The organism is Streptomyces sp. SCSIO 75703 (assembly GCF_036607905.1).
In the GTDB taxonomy this organism is placed as follows: Bacteria; Actinomycetota; Actinomycetes; order Streptomycetales; family Streptomycetaceae; genus Streptomyces.
Genome location: NZ_CP144555.1, coordinates 6,853,065 through 6,870,418, shown reverse-complemented (window position 1 = coordinate 6,870,418; position 17,354 = coordinate 6,853,065). Strand labels below are relative to the sequence as shown.

The 17,354-nt window shown below is 69.3% G+C and carries 14 protein-coding genes; 2 read left to right on the top strand and 12 right to left on the bottom strand.

Annotation, left to right across the window (positions count from 1 at the left end; translation table 11 throughout):
- Positions 1 to 9 precede the first annotated feature (9 nt).
- The 3 genes from VM636_RS30195 to VM636_RS30185 form a co-directional block, all read right to left on the bottom strand.
- Entirely contained in the window at positions 10 to 1,263 is a 1,254-nt protein-coding gene (locus VM636_RS30195) for an ATP-binding protein (protein WP_159042162.1), read from the bottom strand.
- Positions 1,264 to 1,448: 185 nt separating this feature from the next.
- Positions 1,449 to 1,646: a hypothetical protein gene (locus tag VM636_RS30190; RefSeq protein WP_234340519.1), complete on the bottom strand. Its 198-nt coding sequence runs from the start codon at positions 1,644 to 1,646 to the stop codon at positions 1,449 to 1,451.
- A gap of 96 nt (positions 1,647 to 1,742) precedes the next feature.
- The gene (locus tag VM636_RS30185; RefSeq protein ID WP_234340520.1) at positions 1,743 to 1,901 is read right to left on the bottom strand and encodes a hypothetical protein; all 159 of its coding nucleotides are present in this window, start codon (positions 1,899 to 1,901) and stop codon (positions 1,743 to 1,745) included.
- Positions 1,902 to 2,295: 394 nt separating this feature from the next.
- Here VM636_RS30185 and VM636_RS30180 point away from each other — a divergent pair, with 394 nt between their 5' ends.
- Positions 2,296 to 3,513, top strand: a complete 1,218-nt coding sequence (locus VM636_RS30180) for an IS110 family transposase (protein ID WP_338483161.1) — start codon at positions 2,296 to 2,298, stop codon at positions 3,511 to 3,513.
- A 200-nt stretch (positions 3,514 to 3,713) separates the two neighbouring features.
- Here the strand turns inward: VM636_RS30180 and VM636_RS30175 are convergent, their stop codons facing one another.
- From VM636_RS30175 to VM636_RS30155, 5 genes are all read right to left on the bottom strand, one after another.
- On the bottom strand, positions 3,714 to 4,814 hold the full coding sequence (locus VM636_RS30175; protein WP_053914762.1) for an NAD(P)-dependent alcohol dehydrogenase: 1,101 nt from the start codon (positions 4,812 to 4,814) through the stop codon (positions 3,714 to 3,716).
- Between the two features lie 796 nt (positions 4,815 to 5,610).
- The gene (locus tag VM636_RS30170) at positions 5,611 to 5,916 is read right to left on the bottom strand and encodes a hypothetical protein (protein WP_159042151.1); all 306 of its coding nucleotides are present in this window, start codon (positions 5,914 to 5,916) and stop codon (positions 5,611 to 5,613) included.
- Between the two features lie 15 nt (positions 5,917 to 5,931).
- Positions 5,932 to 6,642 (bottom strand): hypothetical protein, encoded by a 711-nt coding sequence (locus VM636_RS30165; protein ID WP_053914763.1) that lies wholly within the window; start codon positions 6,640 to 6,642, stop codon positions 5,932 to 5,934.
- 437 nt (positions 6,643 to 7,079) lie between these two features.
- Entirely contained in the window at positions 7,080 to 7,637 is a 558-nt protein-coding gene (locus VM636_RS30160) for a hypothetical protein (RefSeq protein ID WP_053914764.1), read from the bottom strand.
- A 13-nt stretch (positions 7,638 to 7,650) separates the two neighbouring features.
- On the bottom strand, positions 7,651 to 9,894 hold the full coding sequence (locus tag VM636_RS30155) for a helix-turn-helix transcriptional regulator (RefSeq protein WP_053914765.1): 2,244 nt from the start codon (positions 9,892 to 9,894) through the stop codon (positions 7,651 to 7,653).
- Positions 9,895 to 10,555: 661 nt separating this feature from the next.
- On the opposite strand from VM636_RS30155, the gene VM636_RS30150 reads away from it, so the two are divergent.
- Positions 10,556 to 10,744 (top strand): hypothetical protein, encoded by a 189-nt coding sequence (locus VM636_RS30150; RefSeq protein ID WP_234340505.1) that lies wholly within the window; start codon positions 10,556 to 10,558, stop codon positions 10,742 to 10,744.
- A 1,198-nt stretch (positions 10,745 to 11,942) separates the two neighbouring features.
- Here VM636_RS30150 and VM636_RS30145 read toward each other — a convergent pair.
- From VM636_RS30145 to VM636_RS30130, 4 genes are all read right to left on the bottom strand, one after another.
- Positions 11,943 to 13,364 carry a VanZ family protein gene (locus VM636_RS30145; protein WP_053914766.1) on the bottom strand — a complete coding sequence of 474 codons (1,422 nt, stop codon included), beginning with the start codon at positions 13,362 to 13,364 and terminating at the stop codon, positions 11,943 to 11,945.
- A gap of 75 nt (positions 13,365 to 13,439) precedes the next feature.
- Positions 13,440 to 13,856 carry a hypothetical protein gene (locus tag VM636_RS30140; protein WP_159042153.1) on the bottom strand — a complete coding sequence of 139 codons (417 nt, stop codon included), beginning with the start codon at positions 13,854 to 13,856 and terminating at the stop codon, positions 13,440 to 13,442.
- 1,060 nt (positions 13,857 to 14,916) lie between these two features.
- Positions 14,917 to 16,881, bottom strand: coding sequence for an ATP-binding protein (locus VM636_RS30135; RefSeq protein ID WP_159042154.1), 1,965 nt, complete (start codon positions 16,879 to 16,881; stop codon positions 14,917 to 14,919).
- Positions 16,878 to 17,288, bottom strand: coding sequence for a hypothetical protein (locus VM636_RS30130; RefSeq protein ID WP_234312751.1), 411 nt, complete (start codon positions 17,286 to 17,288; stop codon positions 16,878 to 16,880). Before VM636_RS30130 ends, VM636_RS30135 begins: the two co-directional genes overlap by 4 nt.
- Between the last annotated feature and the right edge of the window lie 66 nt (positions 17,289 to 17,354).

Below are 17,354 nucleotides of genomic sequence, written 5' to 3'. Positions count from 1 at the left end.
CGCGGACGGTCACGGGTAAGGGCCAAGACGCGCGCAGGCCTGCTCGATCAGCTCCCGGTCCACAGGCCTTGCGGGGCCGCGTTCGCGGGCTGCGTAGACATGCGACGTGATCTTCGCCCACGTGCGGAAATTGCCGCGCGCCATCTGCTCATCCGCCCGCGCAAGGTCGTCCGGGTCCACCTCCGCCCACACGGGATGGAAAAGCGTCAGCGTCTGCGGTACTTGAGACGGCTCAAGCCGGCCGACCTGATGCCAGGTCAGCACTCGTGAGCGCAGCGCCGAAGCACGGGCGAGGGCCCGCTCGCTTCCCGCCCCACACAGCACCAGCGCCGCCGCACAGCCCGGCGCGTCCCACACCTGCCGCAGGTAATCCAGCAGTGGCGGCGTCAGCCGCTGGGCGTCATCGAGAAACAGCACACCCGGCTCGGCCAGTGCCCGCGTCAGAGCCCGGCTGGCCGGCCCGGCCCGGTGCGGCAGCGCCCCCGACGGCAGCCCGAGCGCTTCACACAGCGAGGCCCGCAGCTGCGGCAGACCGGGTGCCACGCCGGCCACCGCCCGCCACACCGGCACCCGGCCGGGCAGAAGATGCAAAGCCTGCTCGACGGCGACCGTCTTCCCCAGGCCCGTGTCCCCGTACACACAGCACATCCCGCGTGCCGCGACCGTATGCCCCACGGCCTCCGCCACAGCGGCCACCTGCCGTGTGGACACCAGCCGGGCCCCCGGCACGTACAACCGCACACCGCCGCTCCGCACCCCCGCATCCGCGGCGTCCTCCGACACCGGCACGTCGGCGGGCGGCCCGTCGACAACAAGCGGACCACTCGCCCCGTCCACGAGCCCCAGATCCGCCAGCGCCCGGTCATACCGGCTCGGCTCCAGACCCACCCGGGCCCCTGCCGGACGGACCACTTCAAGAACCCGGCCCGCCCCCAGATCCCGCTTGATCACCCGGTGCAATGTCGGCAGCGAGGGCACACACTGCGCACCCCAGCCCTCCAACGCCCCCTCTTCCTCGGCCCGGAGCATCCTGCGCCGCAACTCCGCGACGTTCCCGCCCACCTCCGCAAGGACCTCCCACAAGGCGTCACTCAGCGAGAACCCGTCCTGCCGCGGCCGCGCCTCGACGTGGCCCCGGCGCCCATCGGCCAGCCAACGCCACACCGTCCGCTCTGACACACCCGCCAGCTCCGCCGCGATCCGCACATGCAGCGCAGTCAGCGTCCCCTCCCCATCCACCGCAAGAAGCCGACGCACCACCACACCCCGAGCCAACGGCACACCCCCCGTCGGCGCAGCCCCAGCCGACCCCGCCAACCCCTCACACAGGAACAGCGAAACCCATGACAGCCAGCGACCAACCTGCTAGCCACACCACAACAGCCGCTTGGTCACCCCATGACAGCGACCACAACCCCGCCCTGGACCCCGCTACCAGGACACCCACATCACGAGCCCGCTGACGCCCACCCACTGCCACCCCACCGCCCAATCACACAGCCGTCCTCGCCGTGGATGTGGCCGGCCATCCAGGCGTTGACGGCCACGTTGATGATGACCGCGTACAGGTCGCCGCCGGTCTGCGCCAGGGAGTCCGGGACACCGGCAAGGACCAAGGCGAGCTCCGGATTGTCGATCGGCGGCATCGGGGCCTGCCCGGCACTCTTTTCGCTGCTGCTCTCCTCGAAGGAGGCCAGGCTCTGTGCGAGGCGGTCGGCCGTGGCGGAGGCGTCGAAGTACCGTCAGGCGGAACGTACCTGGATACCGAGCCGCTCGGAGACGGTGTTGATGGTTTTCTCAATGGTGTCGGCGACGGTCGACGGTGCGAGTGTCACCCCACGGTGGGCCAGCTCGGCAAGCGTCTGGGCAACGGCTTCCTTGAAGGCCTTGGTCTTCCGCATGCTGGGCATCGTAGGCGGGTGGGAGCGGCCGCCTGGCGGCTTCGTCTGAACTGACCGCCACGGTCGGCTTTTCCCCACCGGCCAGCTTCTGGCTCACGTCGGGCCGACGGGAGTCGAGGAACCGGGGGACGTCCCCGTTATGTTTTTCGCGGTCCTGCAAGAGGGCCGCTGGCCTCCGGGCCCGGCATGACTGTGTCCCCCTGTCGATCGGATGACCTGGGGGGTGGTGTCACCGGGCCCGGGAGGTGCCGTCGGAGACGCTGATCAGAGGTCCGGCCACCGTCCGGTCCGGCGCAATGCCGGGCAGCTCGCGGGCGGCAGGTCTGCATAACGTGGATGCGCGCGTACGACACCGAAGCCGAGGCCGGCACCGTCAACACCTTGGAAGGGTGCGATGTTCGACACCGAAGACGCGGGCGTGTTCCTCGGCCTGGACGTCGGCAAGAGTGCCCATCACGGCCACGGACTCACCCCGGCCGGCAAGAAGGTCTTCGACAAGCAGCTGCCCAACAGCGAACCGAAGCTGCGGGCCGTCTTCGACAAGCTGGCCGCGAAGTTCGGCACCGTGCTGGTGATCGTGGACCAGCCCGCCTCCATCGGCGCCCTGCCGCTCACCGTGGCCCGGGACGCGGGCTGCCAGGTCGCCTACCTGCCCGGACTGGCGATGCGCCGGATCGCCGACCTCTACCCGGGCGAGGCCAAGACCGACGCCAAGGACGCCGCCGTGATCGCGGACGCGGCCCGCACCATGCCGCACACTCTGCGCTCGCTCGAACTCACCGACGAGATCACCGCCGAGCTGACCGTGCTTGTCGGCTTCGACCAGGACCTCGCCGCTGAGGCCACCCGCACCAGCAACCGGATACGCGGCCTGCTCACCCAGTTCCACCCCAGCCTGGAACGCGTCCTGGGCCCCCGCCTCGACCACCAGGCCGTCACCTGGCTGCTCGAACGCCACGGCTCCCCGGCCGCCCTGCGCAAAGCCGGCCGCCGCAGACTCGTCGAGGCCATCCGGCCCAAGGCCCCGCGCATGGCCAAGCGGCTGATCGACGACGTCTTCGACGCCCTCGACGAGCAGACCGTCGTCGTCCCGGGCACCGGCACCCTCGACATCGTGATCCCCACCCTGGCCCGCTCGCTGGGAGCCGTCCACGAACAGCGCCGGGCCCTGGAAACCCAGATCAACGCCCTGCTGGAGGCGCACCCTCTTTCCCCGGTCCTGACGTCGATGCCCGGCGTCGGCGTCAGGACCGCCGCCGTCCTGCTGGTCACCGTCGGCGACGGCACCGGCTTCCCCACCGCCGCCCACCTCGCCTCCTACGCCGGCCTCGCCCCGGCCACGAGATCCTCGGGGACCTCGATCCACGGCGAGCACGCACCCCGAGGCGGAAACCGTCAGCTCAAGCGGGCCATGTTCCTCTCCGCCTTCGCCTGCATGAACGCCGATCCCGCCTCCCGCACCTACTACGACCGCCAGCGAGCCCGCGGCAAAACCCACACCCAGGCCCTTCTCCGGCTCGCCCGCCAACGCATCAGCGTCCTGTTCGCCATGCTCCGCGACGGCACCTTCTACGAACCCCGCGTCCCCAGGGACGTCGAACTCGCCGCATGACCCCGGCAAGCCAAACCATCCCAAACCAAACCTAGGCGCCTTGACGAAAGACATAGAGGCACCCCCCCGTACGGACGACGCAGTGGCCTGGAGGGGCGCACGAGCTCAACACTCGTGCGCCCCTCGCGTTCGGGCTGCGGGGCCCACGGGACTCGGTCCTCGACCCCGGTCCCTGGTCTCGACGGACCTCGGCCGGAACGTCAGAAGACGACGACCGGCTTGACCGTCGCCCCACTGGCCGAGTCGGCGAATGCCTCGTTGATCGCCTTGAACTCGTAGGTCCGGACGAGCTTGTCGAAGGGGAAGCGGCCCTGCTGCCACAGCTCGACGAGACGGGGGATGAAGACCTGCGGCACCGCGCTGCCCTCGATGACGGTCTTGAACGTCCAGCCCTTCAAAAGGGACTCGCCGATCTCGAAGGGAACCGTCGTACCGGCCGCTGCGGCTCCGACGAGAACGATGGTTCCCCGGATGGCCAGGGCGTCCAGCGCCTGGGTCAGCAGGGCCGGTACGGCGGTGGTGTCCACGACGTAGTCCACCCCCTTGCCGCCGGTGATCCTCTTCAGCTCGGACACGACGTCGGCGCTGCCGGAATTGATGGCGTGGGTGGCGCCGATCTCCAGGGCCAGGTCCAGCCGGGAGTCATGCAGGTCCACGGCGACGATCGTGGTGCAGCCTGCGACCTTGGCCGCCATGATGGCTGCCGAGCCCACCGCGCCGGCCCCGAAGACCACCAGGGACGTGCCCGCTGCAGGCTGCAGCTCGTTGAGCACCGCTCCGGCGCCGGTGAGCAGCCCGCAGCCCAGCGGGCCGAGCTTCTCCAGCGGTGCGTCGGCCGGAACCTTGACCACGCTGCGCTCCACGGCGTTGGCGTATGTCGCGAAGGAGGACTGGCCGAAGAAGTGGGACGACACCTGTTCCCCGTTCGAGGACAGAGAGGTGGTGCCGTCCGGGCGCCGGCCGCCGAACCACTGCGCGTAGGAGTTCTCGCAGTAGCTCGGGTTCCCGCTCATGCACTGCGAGCAGACTCCGCAGGACGCGGCCGCCAGGACCACGTGATCCCCGGGCACCACACTGGTGACCGCGCTGCCGACCGCTTCCACGACGCCGGCCCCCTCGTGTCCGAGGACAGCGGGCAGCGGGGTCGGGTACACCTGGTCCCTCACGATCGCGTCCGTGTGGCACACACCAGTGGCGACCATGCGGACCCGGACCTCACTCGGTCGAAGGTCGTCCAGTTCAAGTTCCTCGATCGTCAGCGGCTCCGACTTACCCCGGGCGACAGCGGCGGTGATCTTCATGGCACAAACCATCCTTTCACTCCTGCATCGTGCCGATAGTTGAATATTAATCTATTTTATGGGCGGGCGCTAACCCGGTCGTGCGGTGACACGGCCCCGCCGACACTGCCCGATCGAACCCACGGATGCCTGATGAGAATCGCACTCGCCTTCCGTCACGCGCGCAGCTGCGCGGGGGGGCCAGGCACGACGAGACCCGTGCCGGTACGTCCGGCGTAGTGGCGGTTTTCAGCTACGCGCACGAAGCGGGCCCGTGCCGTGCACTGCCCCGCAGCGATCCTCCCTCAAGTCCCTTCTCCTGGCGATTTGAGGTTCCCCCGAGATGCGGGGGTTGGTGACAGCCGGTCAGATGGGACTCATGAGAGGAGCCCAGACGATGCGCCGCGGCTGGGTCTGACACGATGTCTGCCACTGCACGCGAGGATGCCTCCGCCACTTCTCGGGCGAAGGCATCCTCGTCATGCGCTTGCTGGTCAGCAGGTGCCGGTCGGCTTCGCGCGGGTGACCAGGTCGGTGCGTGCCTGCGAGGTACTCAGGTGCACCAAACGCTCACCCTCGCCGAACGAAGGCGATAAACAGGGGTGTCGCGTGCATGAACATTCGCCCCCCCGCGGATACGCGAGCGAGCCCAGACCGATGCGGTCCGGGCTCGCGGGCTGTTCGGGGCGCGGCTGCTACAGGTCGAACTCGAGGTGCTCGATGTCCGTGAACCGGACCTCCTCCAGGGAGCCGGCGCGGCGGCCAGCGGGTTCAGTAGCGAAGCAGCAGGCCCTCACCAGTTGGTGAGGGCCTGCTCTCAGGCAGAGGGCCGGGGCCCCTTCTCTCCTGCTAGTTGCCATCGAGCGTGGCGCGGAATCACGATCCTCGCGAAGGCGAATACTGCAAGGCCTGCCGTGATGCCCGGCCATGTACTGACCAGCGCCACTGTTGCACCGACTGCCGCGCCGAGGAGGGCCGCAATCACGGTCGCATAGCGCAGAGCTGCCCGGTCGACGGCGTGCGGGTCAGATGCGAACCGCCGCCACGCCATCGGTCCCAGGTAGATCAGCCATGCCCCGACGATGAGCGCATAAACGGCGTTCGACAGTGTGTCTTCAAGCACCGCTGGGTTTCCCTTCTACTTGCAGTTGCGCTGGCCCTTCTTGTGCCGCTCTGGCTTCAGCGTAGGGCCGATCACCTTCAGCTTCACGCAGTTTCCCTCTTCGTAGTAGCGGCCCGCTGCAATCCCGATCCCGCCCGCCTGGGCCGTGATGGGAAAGCAGATGGGGAAGCCGGCGGAGCACACGCCGGCCGCCAGGGCGACGATGTAGCCGGCGTCGCGCGCGTTGCGTGTCTCCGTCCGGTTGAGATAGAGGGTGCCGGTGACGATGCCCCAGTTGAATTCCCACTGAGGCTTCAGCATTCCGTCCTCTTCTGGCCCGCTGGTTTCAGTTTGCCACTCAATGGCGGCAGCGATGTCCTCGGCGGTGATGTTCAGGATAGCGTCGATGCCAGCGTCGTCGTTCGTCAGTGCTGCCAGGGCTATGCTCAGGCGGACGTCGCTGGCGCTGAACTGGTTGCTCTGCTCAGCGGCACGGAACATCGCGTCGAACATGCCGCTATCCAGCAGCTTCTGATAGCGGGCGGCCTGTGCAGGGTCGAGGGTGTCGATGACCAGCCGGTCGGTCACCTCACCCTTGCTCTTCAGCTGCTCGAGGACGATCTGTGCCGCCTCGATGGTCTGAACCGCCGCCGGCCGAGTGGGAGCCGGCGGGACCGCCTGTGCTGCAGTCGTCGCCAGTAGGGTCGCGGCCGTGGCGGTCGCAACAGCAGTGGCGATACGCCTCATGACTGGACGCCTCGTCTTCGAGCGCGTTGCGGTAAGCAAAACGGTTCCCCCTTGGATTGATGGTGTGGCTGACGGCACCCGTGCTGATAGGTGGTCGGCATATGCGCGGATGCCGGGGCAACCGTAGATCAACACCAACGTGCACAAGCAAGATCAGCGCGGCTCCAATGGCCGGACGGTTCCGCTGTGCTGGACGGTCGTGCCCCGTTGTCCGGGCTGCTTCGTGGAGGGACACACAAAGAGCTTTGCAAGGGAACCATCAGATGGGGAATGGCTTGTTCTATTCACCTACGCCCGGAGCGGCTTGGCTGTATCAGCCAGGCTGTCTGAGCTGCCGAAGCGGCTCGTGGGCCAGACCTTGAGCCGGAATTCAACGGACATGCGCGTGGGCTCCAGACATCGGTCCCGGGGCCCACAAGCTGTTCAAGGTGCGGCTGCTACAGGTCGAACTCGAGGTGTTCGATGTCCGTGAACCGGACTTCTTCCAGGGAGCCGGCGCGGCGGCCGCCGTCCTGGAAGTAGACCTCCTTGAGCGCTTCGGCCGCGATCTCCTGGAGCTGGGCGTCGGTGGCGCCGGCCTCCTGGGCGTCGAAGAGGCGGGCCGCGTACTGAGGAGGCAGGGCGACGGTCAGGTGCCGGATGCGGTCCTGGTCCGTGGACCCGATGGGCGCGGTGTAGCCCATGCGGGCGCGGGCGTCGATGACGATGCCGCCCGTGCTCGCCGCCTTCGCCCTGGCCTTGGCCCTGATCTGGGGCTGCCACCGCTTCTTCACCTCGCGGTCCAGGCGCGCGGCGAGTTCGGGGCGGGGCTTTTTGATCTGGTCCTTCACGTACCGTTCGACGGTGCGCTGGGAGACCCGCAGCATCTGGGCGACCGCCTTCGTGCCCTTGAGCTGCTTGACCAGGTACCGCATCTGCGGGCCCGCGTTCTTGGGCGCCGGGCGGGTGAAGGCCTTCTGCACCGCGGCGTCCAGGCCGTCCCCGAACAGGCTCATCGTGGCCTACTCCCTATTCTCCGTTGTCGACGTCGGTGACGGTGCCGTCCTTGATGTACCGGGCGAGGTTGAGCTGCGGGGCGTTGAACCGCTCCCGGACTTCCTCGCCCCACAGGACGGACTGGGTGCCCTCGTGCTTGACCAGGCCGGGGTTGATGCCGAGCTTGAAGCCGCCGGGCAGCGGCTTGCCGTCCCGGTAGGGCAGGAAGTCCAGCGGCGACGTGCCGTCGGCGGCGTAGACGACGCAGTCGGACAGGACCGCGACGGGGTACTGCCCGGTGAAGGCGGCGTGCTTGAGGATCTTGCGGTGCAGGTTGATGCGGGTGCGGGAGATGACCGCTGCCCGGATGTCGGGCCGCCACGTCGGGCGGGACAGGGCGCGCCACGGCTCGCCGGGCCGCCAGCCTTCGCCGCGCGGGCGTTCGCGGAGCTTGCCCAGGCCGCCCTTGACCGTCGCCTTGATGGCCGAAGTGACGATTGCCAGCTCCGGGTCGCGGGCCTGGTAGCCGTCCATCGCGGTGAGGAAGTCGGCCGGCGGCAGGTCGGCGTCGACGCCGAGGTCGGCCATCGTGGCGAGGTAGGCGTCACGCAGCCGCTTGTACCAGCCGTCCAGGTAGCGGCCGTTGTCGTGGCGGACGTATGCCTCGACCGGGCGTACCTCGTAGCCGAGCTCTACCGCGTAGGCGACGGTGGGCGTCGCGTACCAGGCCGGCCCCTCGGGGTGTTCGCCCTTCGGCGTGAACGGGGACGGCAGCAGGCTGCCGTCCAGCTCCACCCACTCCTTGCCGACCTTCACGCGGGACAGGTCGACGTGGGACAGGTCGACCAGCCACGAGCCGGGCAGCTTCGGGTCGAACGCCGGGTTCGTGACGTGCGTCGCCTCACCGAGGCCAACCGGCAGGCCGTTCGCGCCGGCGGCGAAGGCCATGTTGACGTCGATGCCGACCAGGTGGCGCAGGGTGCACTCGGCATCGGTCATCGGCCGCGCCCAGTCGTACGCCTCCTCGAACAGCTTCTCGCCGGGGCCGCGCACGTGGAACCGCGGCAGGTCCTTGAGGACGGGGTGGCCGTCGGGGACCTCGCACGGCGGCCAGTTCATCGGGTCGATGGCGTCCTTGCCCAGCGAACCGGGGTTGTGCTCGGAGTGCCGCTTCCCCGTCGCGTCCGGCTCGGAGGCACGGGTCGGCGGGTGCAGCGCGGTCATCAGCTCCAGGCCAGTCACCGCGGTGGAGCCGCGCGGCGTCATCACGCGGGAGGCGTACACGCCCAGGACGCGGGCGAGTTCGGCCGGCGGGAGCTGCCCGGCCTCACCCCAGTGCCGGGTGTCCAGCGCGTTCCAGGAGGGGATGCACAGCTGCACGCAGGCCCGCTCCGAACCGGTGGCGGGGCGGTAGATCCGCGCCCACGGGCCGAAGCCGCGCTTGGTCAGCTTCCACTCCGCGCGCGCGAGCTGCTTGATGACCTTGTGGCCCTCCGGGATCCGCCCGGCGTGCTTCTCCTCCTCGGTGAGCGTGACGGGCAGGCCGTAGCGCTCCAGCGCGGCCTCGGTGAGCACGATCAGCGGGTCGGCGTCCTTGCCCGGCCCCGACAGTTTCGGCTGGCCGAGCTTGGCCTCGCGCAGCGTCCAGTCGACCAGGGCCGGGAGGGACTTGGCGGGCACGTCCAGGACCAGGCCGCCGGTGCAGTACGCCAGCACCTGCCCGTCCTCGACGTCGACGACCGCGAGCGGCCCGTTCTCGAACCGCGGATCGGTACCGCCTGCGGGGGTTCCGGCCGGGGCCGCCTTCTTCGCATGCGGGCGGCGTGACGTCGACGGCGGCCTGGTGGTGCGCGCCGGACGCGGCGCGGCCGCCGGAGCAGCAGCGACGGGAGCAGGGGCAGGGGCCTGGGTGTTCGCAGGTGCAGCCATGTCCGCGGCGTCGGGCGCCCGGCCTGTGGGCAGAGTCCGTGCTTCCGCCGGGGCGGGAGCGGTGAACGTGGCCGGCGCTGCGGCGTCCTGAACCGGCGCGGTGGTGTCGGCGGGGTAGAGCTCCGCGAGCTTGTCCAGCAGCCGGGCGTAGGCATCGCGCTCGGGCGGGCGAGGCTCGGTCTTGCCGGACTCCCAGCCGGACACCGTGGCCCGCCGCACGCGCAGCGCGGTGGCCACTTCGTCGATCGTCAGGCCGTGCGCGGCACGCAGCCGCTTGCGCTCCGCCGGCGGCGGCAGCACGGCGCGGGACGCGAGCAGCGTGTCGACCGCGTCGAACAACTCGGACATGAAAGCACCTCCTGACCGACACCCTACCCATAAACCGTACGAACCGCGTATGTTTGACGTACGAATCGCGTACGAAGAGTGTTCCTCGCTCGCGTAGCCCGCAGGTAGTGGCCGCAGTCAGTCTTTCGACGCGCGGACCTACGTGGCCCCCTGAGACCTTGTGGATCAAGGGGGTGGCGGCAGTTGGACAAGGCGCGCCTGTTCGAGAATGAGACGATCGGCCCGAAGGTCTTCGCGTACGAGATCGACGACGAACCCTGGTGGCGCCGCCAGAAGACCCCGTCGATCTGCGCGTTCTGCATGACGCCGGTGGTGTCCCAGCGCACCACGGTGGGCCGCGCTCCCCGCGGCGCCCTGTTCCGGCTCGCCCGGGACCGGCGGCACGAGGACATTTGCCCTCTCAACCCCGTCCAAGTGCTGCAGAAGATCGCGCACAGCTCTCAGGGCGTGGCCGTCATCGAAGGCGACGAGCTGCATCTGGTCCTGCCCGACGACGTGAACCAGATCGGCGCCACCACCCCCGTCATCGGCACCACCCCAGCCGACGGCAGCGACCAGTTCGGCGTGAACGTCTCCACCGTGCGGCCGCTGCTGCCCCCCTCTCATCAACAGCGCGGTCGTTATCGCGCGCTTCCTGCAGAAACACGACTACGACACCGACGTGGTCGCCCAGTTCAAGGTGCGCCGACCTGGCGAAAAGACAGCGGTGAGCTGGGGCGAGTTCTGCCATGGCCCCACGCCTTCCGACCAGACCCGGCTGTATACACGCCTGACCCGCGGACCCAAGCCCCAGCACCCCGTGGCCGTCTACGGCCGCATCGCCGAGATCAGAAACGACAACCAGGGCTGACCGGTCCTCCGGCTCGCCGACGGAAACGGGTTCACCGTTCGCATCCGGTCCGAGCACTCCAGCCTCCTCGCTCCGCTCGCCGCCGGCGCATTCGTCATGGCCGTCGGCGCCTGGAAGGTCTGGACACCCCGCAACGGCAGCCCCGAGCTGCAGATGTTCGCCGAAGAGCACTGGCGGCTCGCCCACTGGTCCTACGACGCCGCCACTGGCCACAGCAGCCCGCCCGCCTGCCCGCCGCCGCTCTCGCTCGCCCAGCGCACCCTCCGGCAGACCCGATCCGCCGCCACACGCAAGCCCGGCCCGGGACGGGCGACCCGTCTCACCCCCACGGCGCCGCGCCTCACCAGGCCGCCCACGTCTGCCGCACCACCAGCTGCTCCACCTCCAGCCACACCGGCCACACCGGCGCCATCGACTTCGGCCTCCCCGAGGCAACGCCGCCAGCATCACCACCCGTTCCTGATCCCACGCCGCCAGCGTCGACGGCACCTCCACTGCCGCCGCGGCCCTCAGCACCTCCCCGCCCGGAAGCCCCTCCCCGGCACCGGACGCGGCGGAGCTGGTGGCCCTTCGGCCGCCGCCTCTGACCCCGCACGCAGCCGAGCAGCGGGCGGCCGGCGAGGATTCGGTGCTCCGGCCGGATTGGCGGCCGGTTCTCACGAACGTGCACCGGCCCGAGGGGCTGGTCACTACCGTCAGGACCATGGCGAAGGGGAAGACGTCCATCAGCCCGGCGGACTGGGCGATGCGGGTGGTGCTGTGGCTGTACGCGCTCGTGAGCATCCCGCTGCACCTGTGGTTCCTTCACCACATGGGCGACCGCTGGTCTGGGGTGTGGCCTGCCCGTTTTCGCGGACTGCCAGGGACGCTTCCAGGGTCTTCGCCGCTCAGCGTACCTACGATGGGCCCACCATGCCCAGCACGCCGCCCAAGAGCATCGAGCCGTCCGACGACAAGGCCGTCATCGAGCCGATCAGCCCCGACCGGCTGAACCCCTACCCGACCGCGTGCGCCGGCTACTCCGCCGCCGCGCTCGCGCTGTACTGGTGGAACAGGACCTCGCCGCGGCAACGAGGCGAACACATCGGCAGCAAACGCCGCCAACTCACCCGAAGTCGTTCCACTTCCCCCAGCCTCACGCCAGGACGATGCCCACGACCAGGCGAGATCCCCCAAGGGGACGAAGCGCGAGTGCGGGTCAGTCCTTCACCGGCGCGTTGGTGCCGTCATAGACCTGACCATTCAACGCGTCTACCCGCCACATATCCGCCCCGCCTGACTCCTGCGGATCTGCGCCCGGTTGCTCTGCGCGCATCGACACATTAACGAGCCACTCAGGCCGCCAAGTGCCGTCTCCATCAGCGACCTTAAGGGAGAATGCTTCGATCCGGTACTGGGATTCTACTTCAGATTTGTTGAGATCACCGTCTCCATGAATCCGGTTCTGCGCGACCAGCCCCTCTCTCACCGCTTCCTCAGCCTGATTGGCGTCGAGTTTTGGTTTTGCGAACTTCACGTGCTTCGGACCGAGGGTCACATCCACCTGCGATACGCGACCGCTCCTGCCGACCTGCACGTCCAGCATCCTGGGCATCAGGACGTCGTCGTGGAGCCAGCGCCAGCTGGTTATCCACCCTAGTTCTGCCTTCTCCCCCACCTGATATGTCCGGTGCTCGACCGCATCCTTCGCCCACGGGTAGTGCGTGTTCATGTAGGTGTGCGCAATCCGGTACGCCTCCTGCTCAGTGGATGGCGCCTTCGCCCCTGCCACGGGATAACCCATGACGCTGGGACGGTCGCTGTCTTCCAAGAGCACATTCAGATGCTTCTTGTCCGGCCACGACAAGCTGCCGTTGCTGAATGCTTCCGGATGTCCCTCGTCACGGCTGAGCAGGGTGAAGGCGAGATTGGTGCATGGCGCTCCCACACACGGTTGCACGTAGACGTGTCCCAGTTTGTACCGGTTGCCGAACGCCTCCTTCACCACTTGTTCGACGGCCTGGCGCTCCGAAGCTCCTGCTGCCGACAGGCCAGTGCCGTCCACATGCGTGAAGGTCAGCATCGGGCCGGCCACGCCAGCGCCTAGCACAAGCAGCGCCGCGGAAGCGATCAGCGAGCCCTTGGCGCCTGCCTGCCAGTTGAGCGCCGCGCGCCTGGCAAGCACCCCTGCGGCGAGGGCGAGCCCAGCAAGTCCGCCGAGGATGTTCATTTCTGCGTCCGCGCTGTCGCATACACGCCCCAGGCCGTTCACCATGCCCTGGGTGAACTCGATGGCCAAGGGCAGCGCAACGACACCGACGAGTGCGGGCAGCAATCGGCGCAGGGCCAGCAGGGCAAACAGCCCGAGCGGCACTGTCATGAGGAGGTTCCACAGGCCCTGCGTGGTGCGAAACGGCTCGGTGAGATTGTGGTTGATGACGCATTGGCCGCTGGCCGGCCCGCTGCCCATGAAGGTGACACCCAGTACGCCAGTAAGTGCGCCGGCCAGCCCGGCCCACCACACGCCGTACGGGTTGCCGATGCGGCGGGAAACCAGCCATGCCGCTCCGCCCAGAACGAGGGCGGCCAGCGTACAGAGCCCCAGGTAGCCGTAATGGTTTTGGAAGATCGCGGTAAACACGTGTGAAGGTCCTTGGCAGGATGGCGGCGCAACAGGGCCCCGCCTTCGCGGACGGGGCCCATCGTGTTGCTTGTCTCAGCAGTGCGCGGCCGGCGTCTGGAAGGTGCCGCCGCTGTAGTTCAGCACGCGGGTGCTGCTGTAACACATGTAGGTGCCCGACTTCTGCCAGTGCTTCGTCACGCTCCCGCCGGAGCTGATGGTGAAGTAGGAGGAGTGGGTGGTGGAGCCGGACATGCTGTAGCCCAGGCGGACACTGACGGCGGTTCCCTTCGTCTTGTCGTACCGGGTCCACAGGTCAGTCGGGTTGTTGTAGTCCTTCTTGTGGAGCAGCACCCCGTTGGACATGGAGGTGCACCGCTCGACGGGAAGGCCGATCGCCGTGTAGCCGGAGGAACTGCAGTAGGCGGCGGCTGAGGCGGCGGGCGCGCTGAACATGACGGAACCAGCCGCGAGGGTACAAGCGATGAGCGCGGCACTGGTCTTGGAACGCACGGGAAGCCCCCATGCAGTCGGGAACATGACAGACGCCCCCGCGGTGATCACCGCGGGGGCGCGATGAGATCGCACCACGAACTGATCGCATGGTGAAGATCGCTTGAGCTCTTTATGGAATTACTCCCGGGTAAATATCCTGTTTCCAGGGTGAGTTGGCGTATTCAGGTTGCTTCTGGCCGTTCGGTGAGGTGGCCGTTTACGAAGAAGGATCTGGAACGGACGAGGCGGCGTGGCGGGGTGCGGTGACCGTCCGCCAGCGACCTGGGTGGCTTCGGCGGTCTTGAACGCCATCGCGAGAGCGGCGGCCGGGCTGTCGGCATCGCTGGCAGATCGCGCCCGTCACGGCGTACGACGGTGCCGGTGCGCTGCTTGGGCTTCTTCGTCTGGGTGGCGCCTCTTCTTCGCCGCCCGGGGCCGCGATGAGTGCCTGGCGGGCGAGGTCGACGCCGCTCAGCTCGCCCGTCATGCGATCACCGCCCCGGTGGCGTCGCCGTCCAGCGGGCGCGCGGCGAGGCTGGGCAGCCGATCCGTCCACGATGCGGGCCTCTCGGGCCGGGCGGCGGACCGCTCGTGCAGTTGCTTCTGCCGCGCCGCCGGCAGGTACTCGGCTACGCGCTCCCTCGCCGTGTCGGCGGCCTTCGTCGCGGCGGCGACGGCGTCCGCGCCGGTCGGGTTGTGCGGGAACCAGGGGCGGCCCCGCTCGGACCGGTACGCACGCCGGGCCCCGGCTCCGGCCTCCTGGGTGCGGCCCAGCAGTGCCAGGGCGTCGTCCTGGTACTCGCCGACGGCCTGCTGTGCGACCGGGAACGCGGTGAACGCGTACGCGTCCGAGCGGCCTGCGGATCAGCCTCCAGGGTGGCCACGTCGGGGATCTCCAGGAACTCCTGTCACGCGGCGGTGGTGCTGTCACCGATGGCCGTGCGGGCCCGGCGACCGCAGCCGCGATGCCGCCCGCCTCGCTCAGATCGGCGGACCCGGCCGCCGCGAGGACAGATCGCGCAGGGCCTCCACCTCATCGGAAGTCAGCCGGTCTGGCTCGGTGAACTACAGAGTCGGCTCAGTCCAGCGGGCAGACCGAACTCAGGGCCTGGAGGTTTTCGATCCCACCCCGCAGCTTCTCGCTGCTCACCAGGGCGGCCGTCACATCGGGGTGAATGTTGTCCGGAGGGGTCTCCGCCTCCTTGTTGTCGGCCTTCTCGTTGAAGGTGACGGCCTGTTGCCGGAAAACGGACTGCAGGGCCGGGTCGTCCGCCTTTCCCGCGGCGGTGGTCATGCCGCCGGCCAGTTGCCGGTACGCGGCCGCAAGGTCCTGCGGCGTCCGCGTGTCCCGCTCGTTCAGCGCGCTGTTCGCGGCGAGCGCCTCGGAGCAGCCCGCGGGCTTGCCGTCGCCCGTGGTGGCCACCACGACGGTCACGGCGGTCGCCGCGGCCACCGTGACGGCGGCGGCGGTGAGGCCGGCCTTGGTGGTGACGGTCGTGGCGAGTTTCCCGAAGAAGCCGCTGCCCTTGCCGCCGATTGCCACGGCGGATGTGGTCAACGGCGGCGACAGGATGAGCAGGGCCGCGGCCACGGCCGCCTTGTCGCCCTCCAAGAGGTTCCGGGTCTGCTCCTCGGTGTGGACGTAGTAGGCGTGGTCCTTGCTGAGACCGCCGCGCAGGGCGGCGATCCGGCCCAGGCCGTAGAGCTCCAATGCGACCGATCCTGACCCCGCGGTGAGCGCGGCGGACACCGCGACTCGGACGAAGCGCGTGGTCAGCGCCCACTGCTGGCCAGCGTTCAGTTCCTGCGCGACGGTCAGCAGGAGATGCGGGTCCGGCCAGGTGGCGACGGTCTCACGTCGCGCGAGCGCGGCGTGCAGCCCCTCGGCGGCCGCGGCGGCCGGCGCGGGGTCCCAGGCCAGGTCCCGCACCGCGGCCGCCGCGTCCCTGGTGATCGCGTAGCCATCCCCCGCGTGGACGACCAGCCTCCGGTCCAGCAGTTCCCGCTCGGTGCCCGCGTCGTCGGGGTGCCCCGTGACCGGCGCGAACCACGCGGGGCCGAGCGGCGTCCCGAACGTGGCCAGTGCCACCAGGACCCGTCGGGCCGGTTCACTCAGGGCGACCGCCAGCGCAGCCGCCTGGTGCCGGGGGCTCAGCTGAACCGGGTCGAAGGCGGGTGGCTGGTCGTGCGGTCCCCTGTCCGCGCGATCGCGCCAGTCGTCCGAGGCCTTGATGAACCGCGCGTACAGCAGCAGCCGCTGCGGTCGTCCCTCCGACATGCGGTAGGCGAGGTCGAACTGGAGGTTCCGCAGGCCTTCCGGGCCCAGTTCCAGGCCCAGTTCGGAGTTGAGCAGTTCGATGGCCGCGGCGGGGGACAGCGGCTGTACGTGGTGGGCAGCAGCAGCGTCGGGCAGTGTGCGGTACGGGGACGTGAACAGGAAGGTGCAACCAGAGAAGGTCTGCAGCAGCCGGCGCAGGTCGGCCTCGTCCAGGGCGCTGTCAACGACGGTGATGTGCACGTCGTGCACGGTGGCGACAGCTTGGCGGAGTTCGGTCTCGTCGACCTCGCGAAGGAAGCGGTGGCCGAAGAGGACGGTGGCCATCCGCTCGTACAGGGTCGCCAAGGTCCCGGTCTCCCCGGTTCTGGGGCGCAGCACATGGCCCCGCGTCCCGCGGGTGCGCAGGCGCTGGTGCACGGCGTCCGCGATCGCGCTCTTGCCGACGCCTTCGTCCCCGTACAGTTGGACGCTCGTGCCCTCGGTCAGCTGGGAGACGACGGTTTCCACGAGGGCCTGGCGGCCGAACAGCTTGACGTCGGCGGGCGCGGCCAGCACCTCGGGCTGACGCGGGGTGAGCGCCGCAAGGCTGGGGATCTGTGCGTAGCCGCCCTCCTGGAACACCAGGTTGATGGCGTTGTCACCCTGGCTGACGATTCCGTGGTTGACGTCGACCACGGCTTTGCGGGCACCTGGGACGGAGACTGCCGCGTCCACCGGAGCCAGCCTCCCGGCCGGGTCCTCCGGCGGGGTCCCGGCGGTACTCATCGGCGCACGATGTTCGTCGCGCCGTCCCCGGTGGACACGATCCCCGTCATGTCCCCGGCCACGGCCACTGTGCGCTCACCACTCGCCTCCGCTCTCGGCACGGGCAACAGGGCCGCCAGTTCCGCGTGTAGCTGAGGAGAGTCGCGCAGCGCATGCCGGATCCGTAGGCGCAGGGCGGCCACGGCGTCCGGGTCGTCGTTCGCCTCCGCCAGATCCGTCACCGCCGCGTCCAATGCCGGGCGATCCGGGTTGTTCCGGCGCAGCCGTTCGAGCAGGCGCTGCCCGAGGCGCACGGTGGCGCCGGCGGCCTCGTCCTCGGCCCGGGTCAGCACCGCAGCGCCGTAGGCGCTCACAGCCGCGCTGACCGCTGGGACGGCTTGACTCAAAAGAGTCTCGATCTCGGACACGGATACCCCCGTAGTCGTGTCGACGCATCCTGTATGCGTAGGAAAAGCGACTGCCTATCGCCGCAG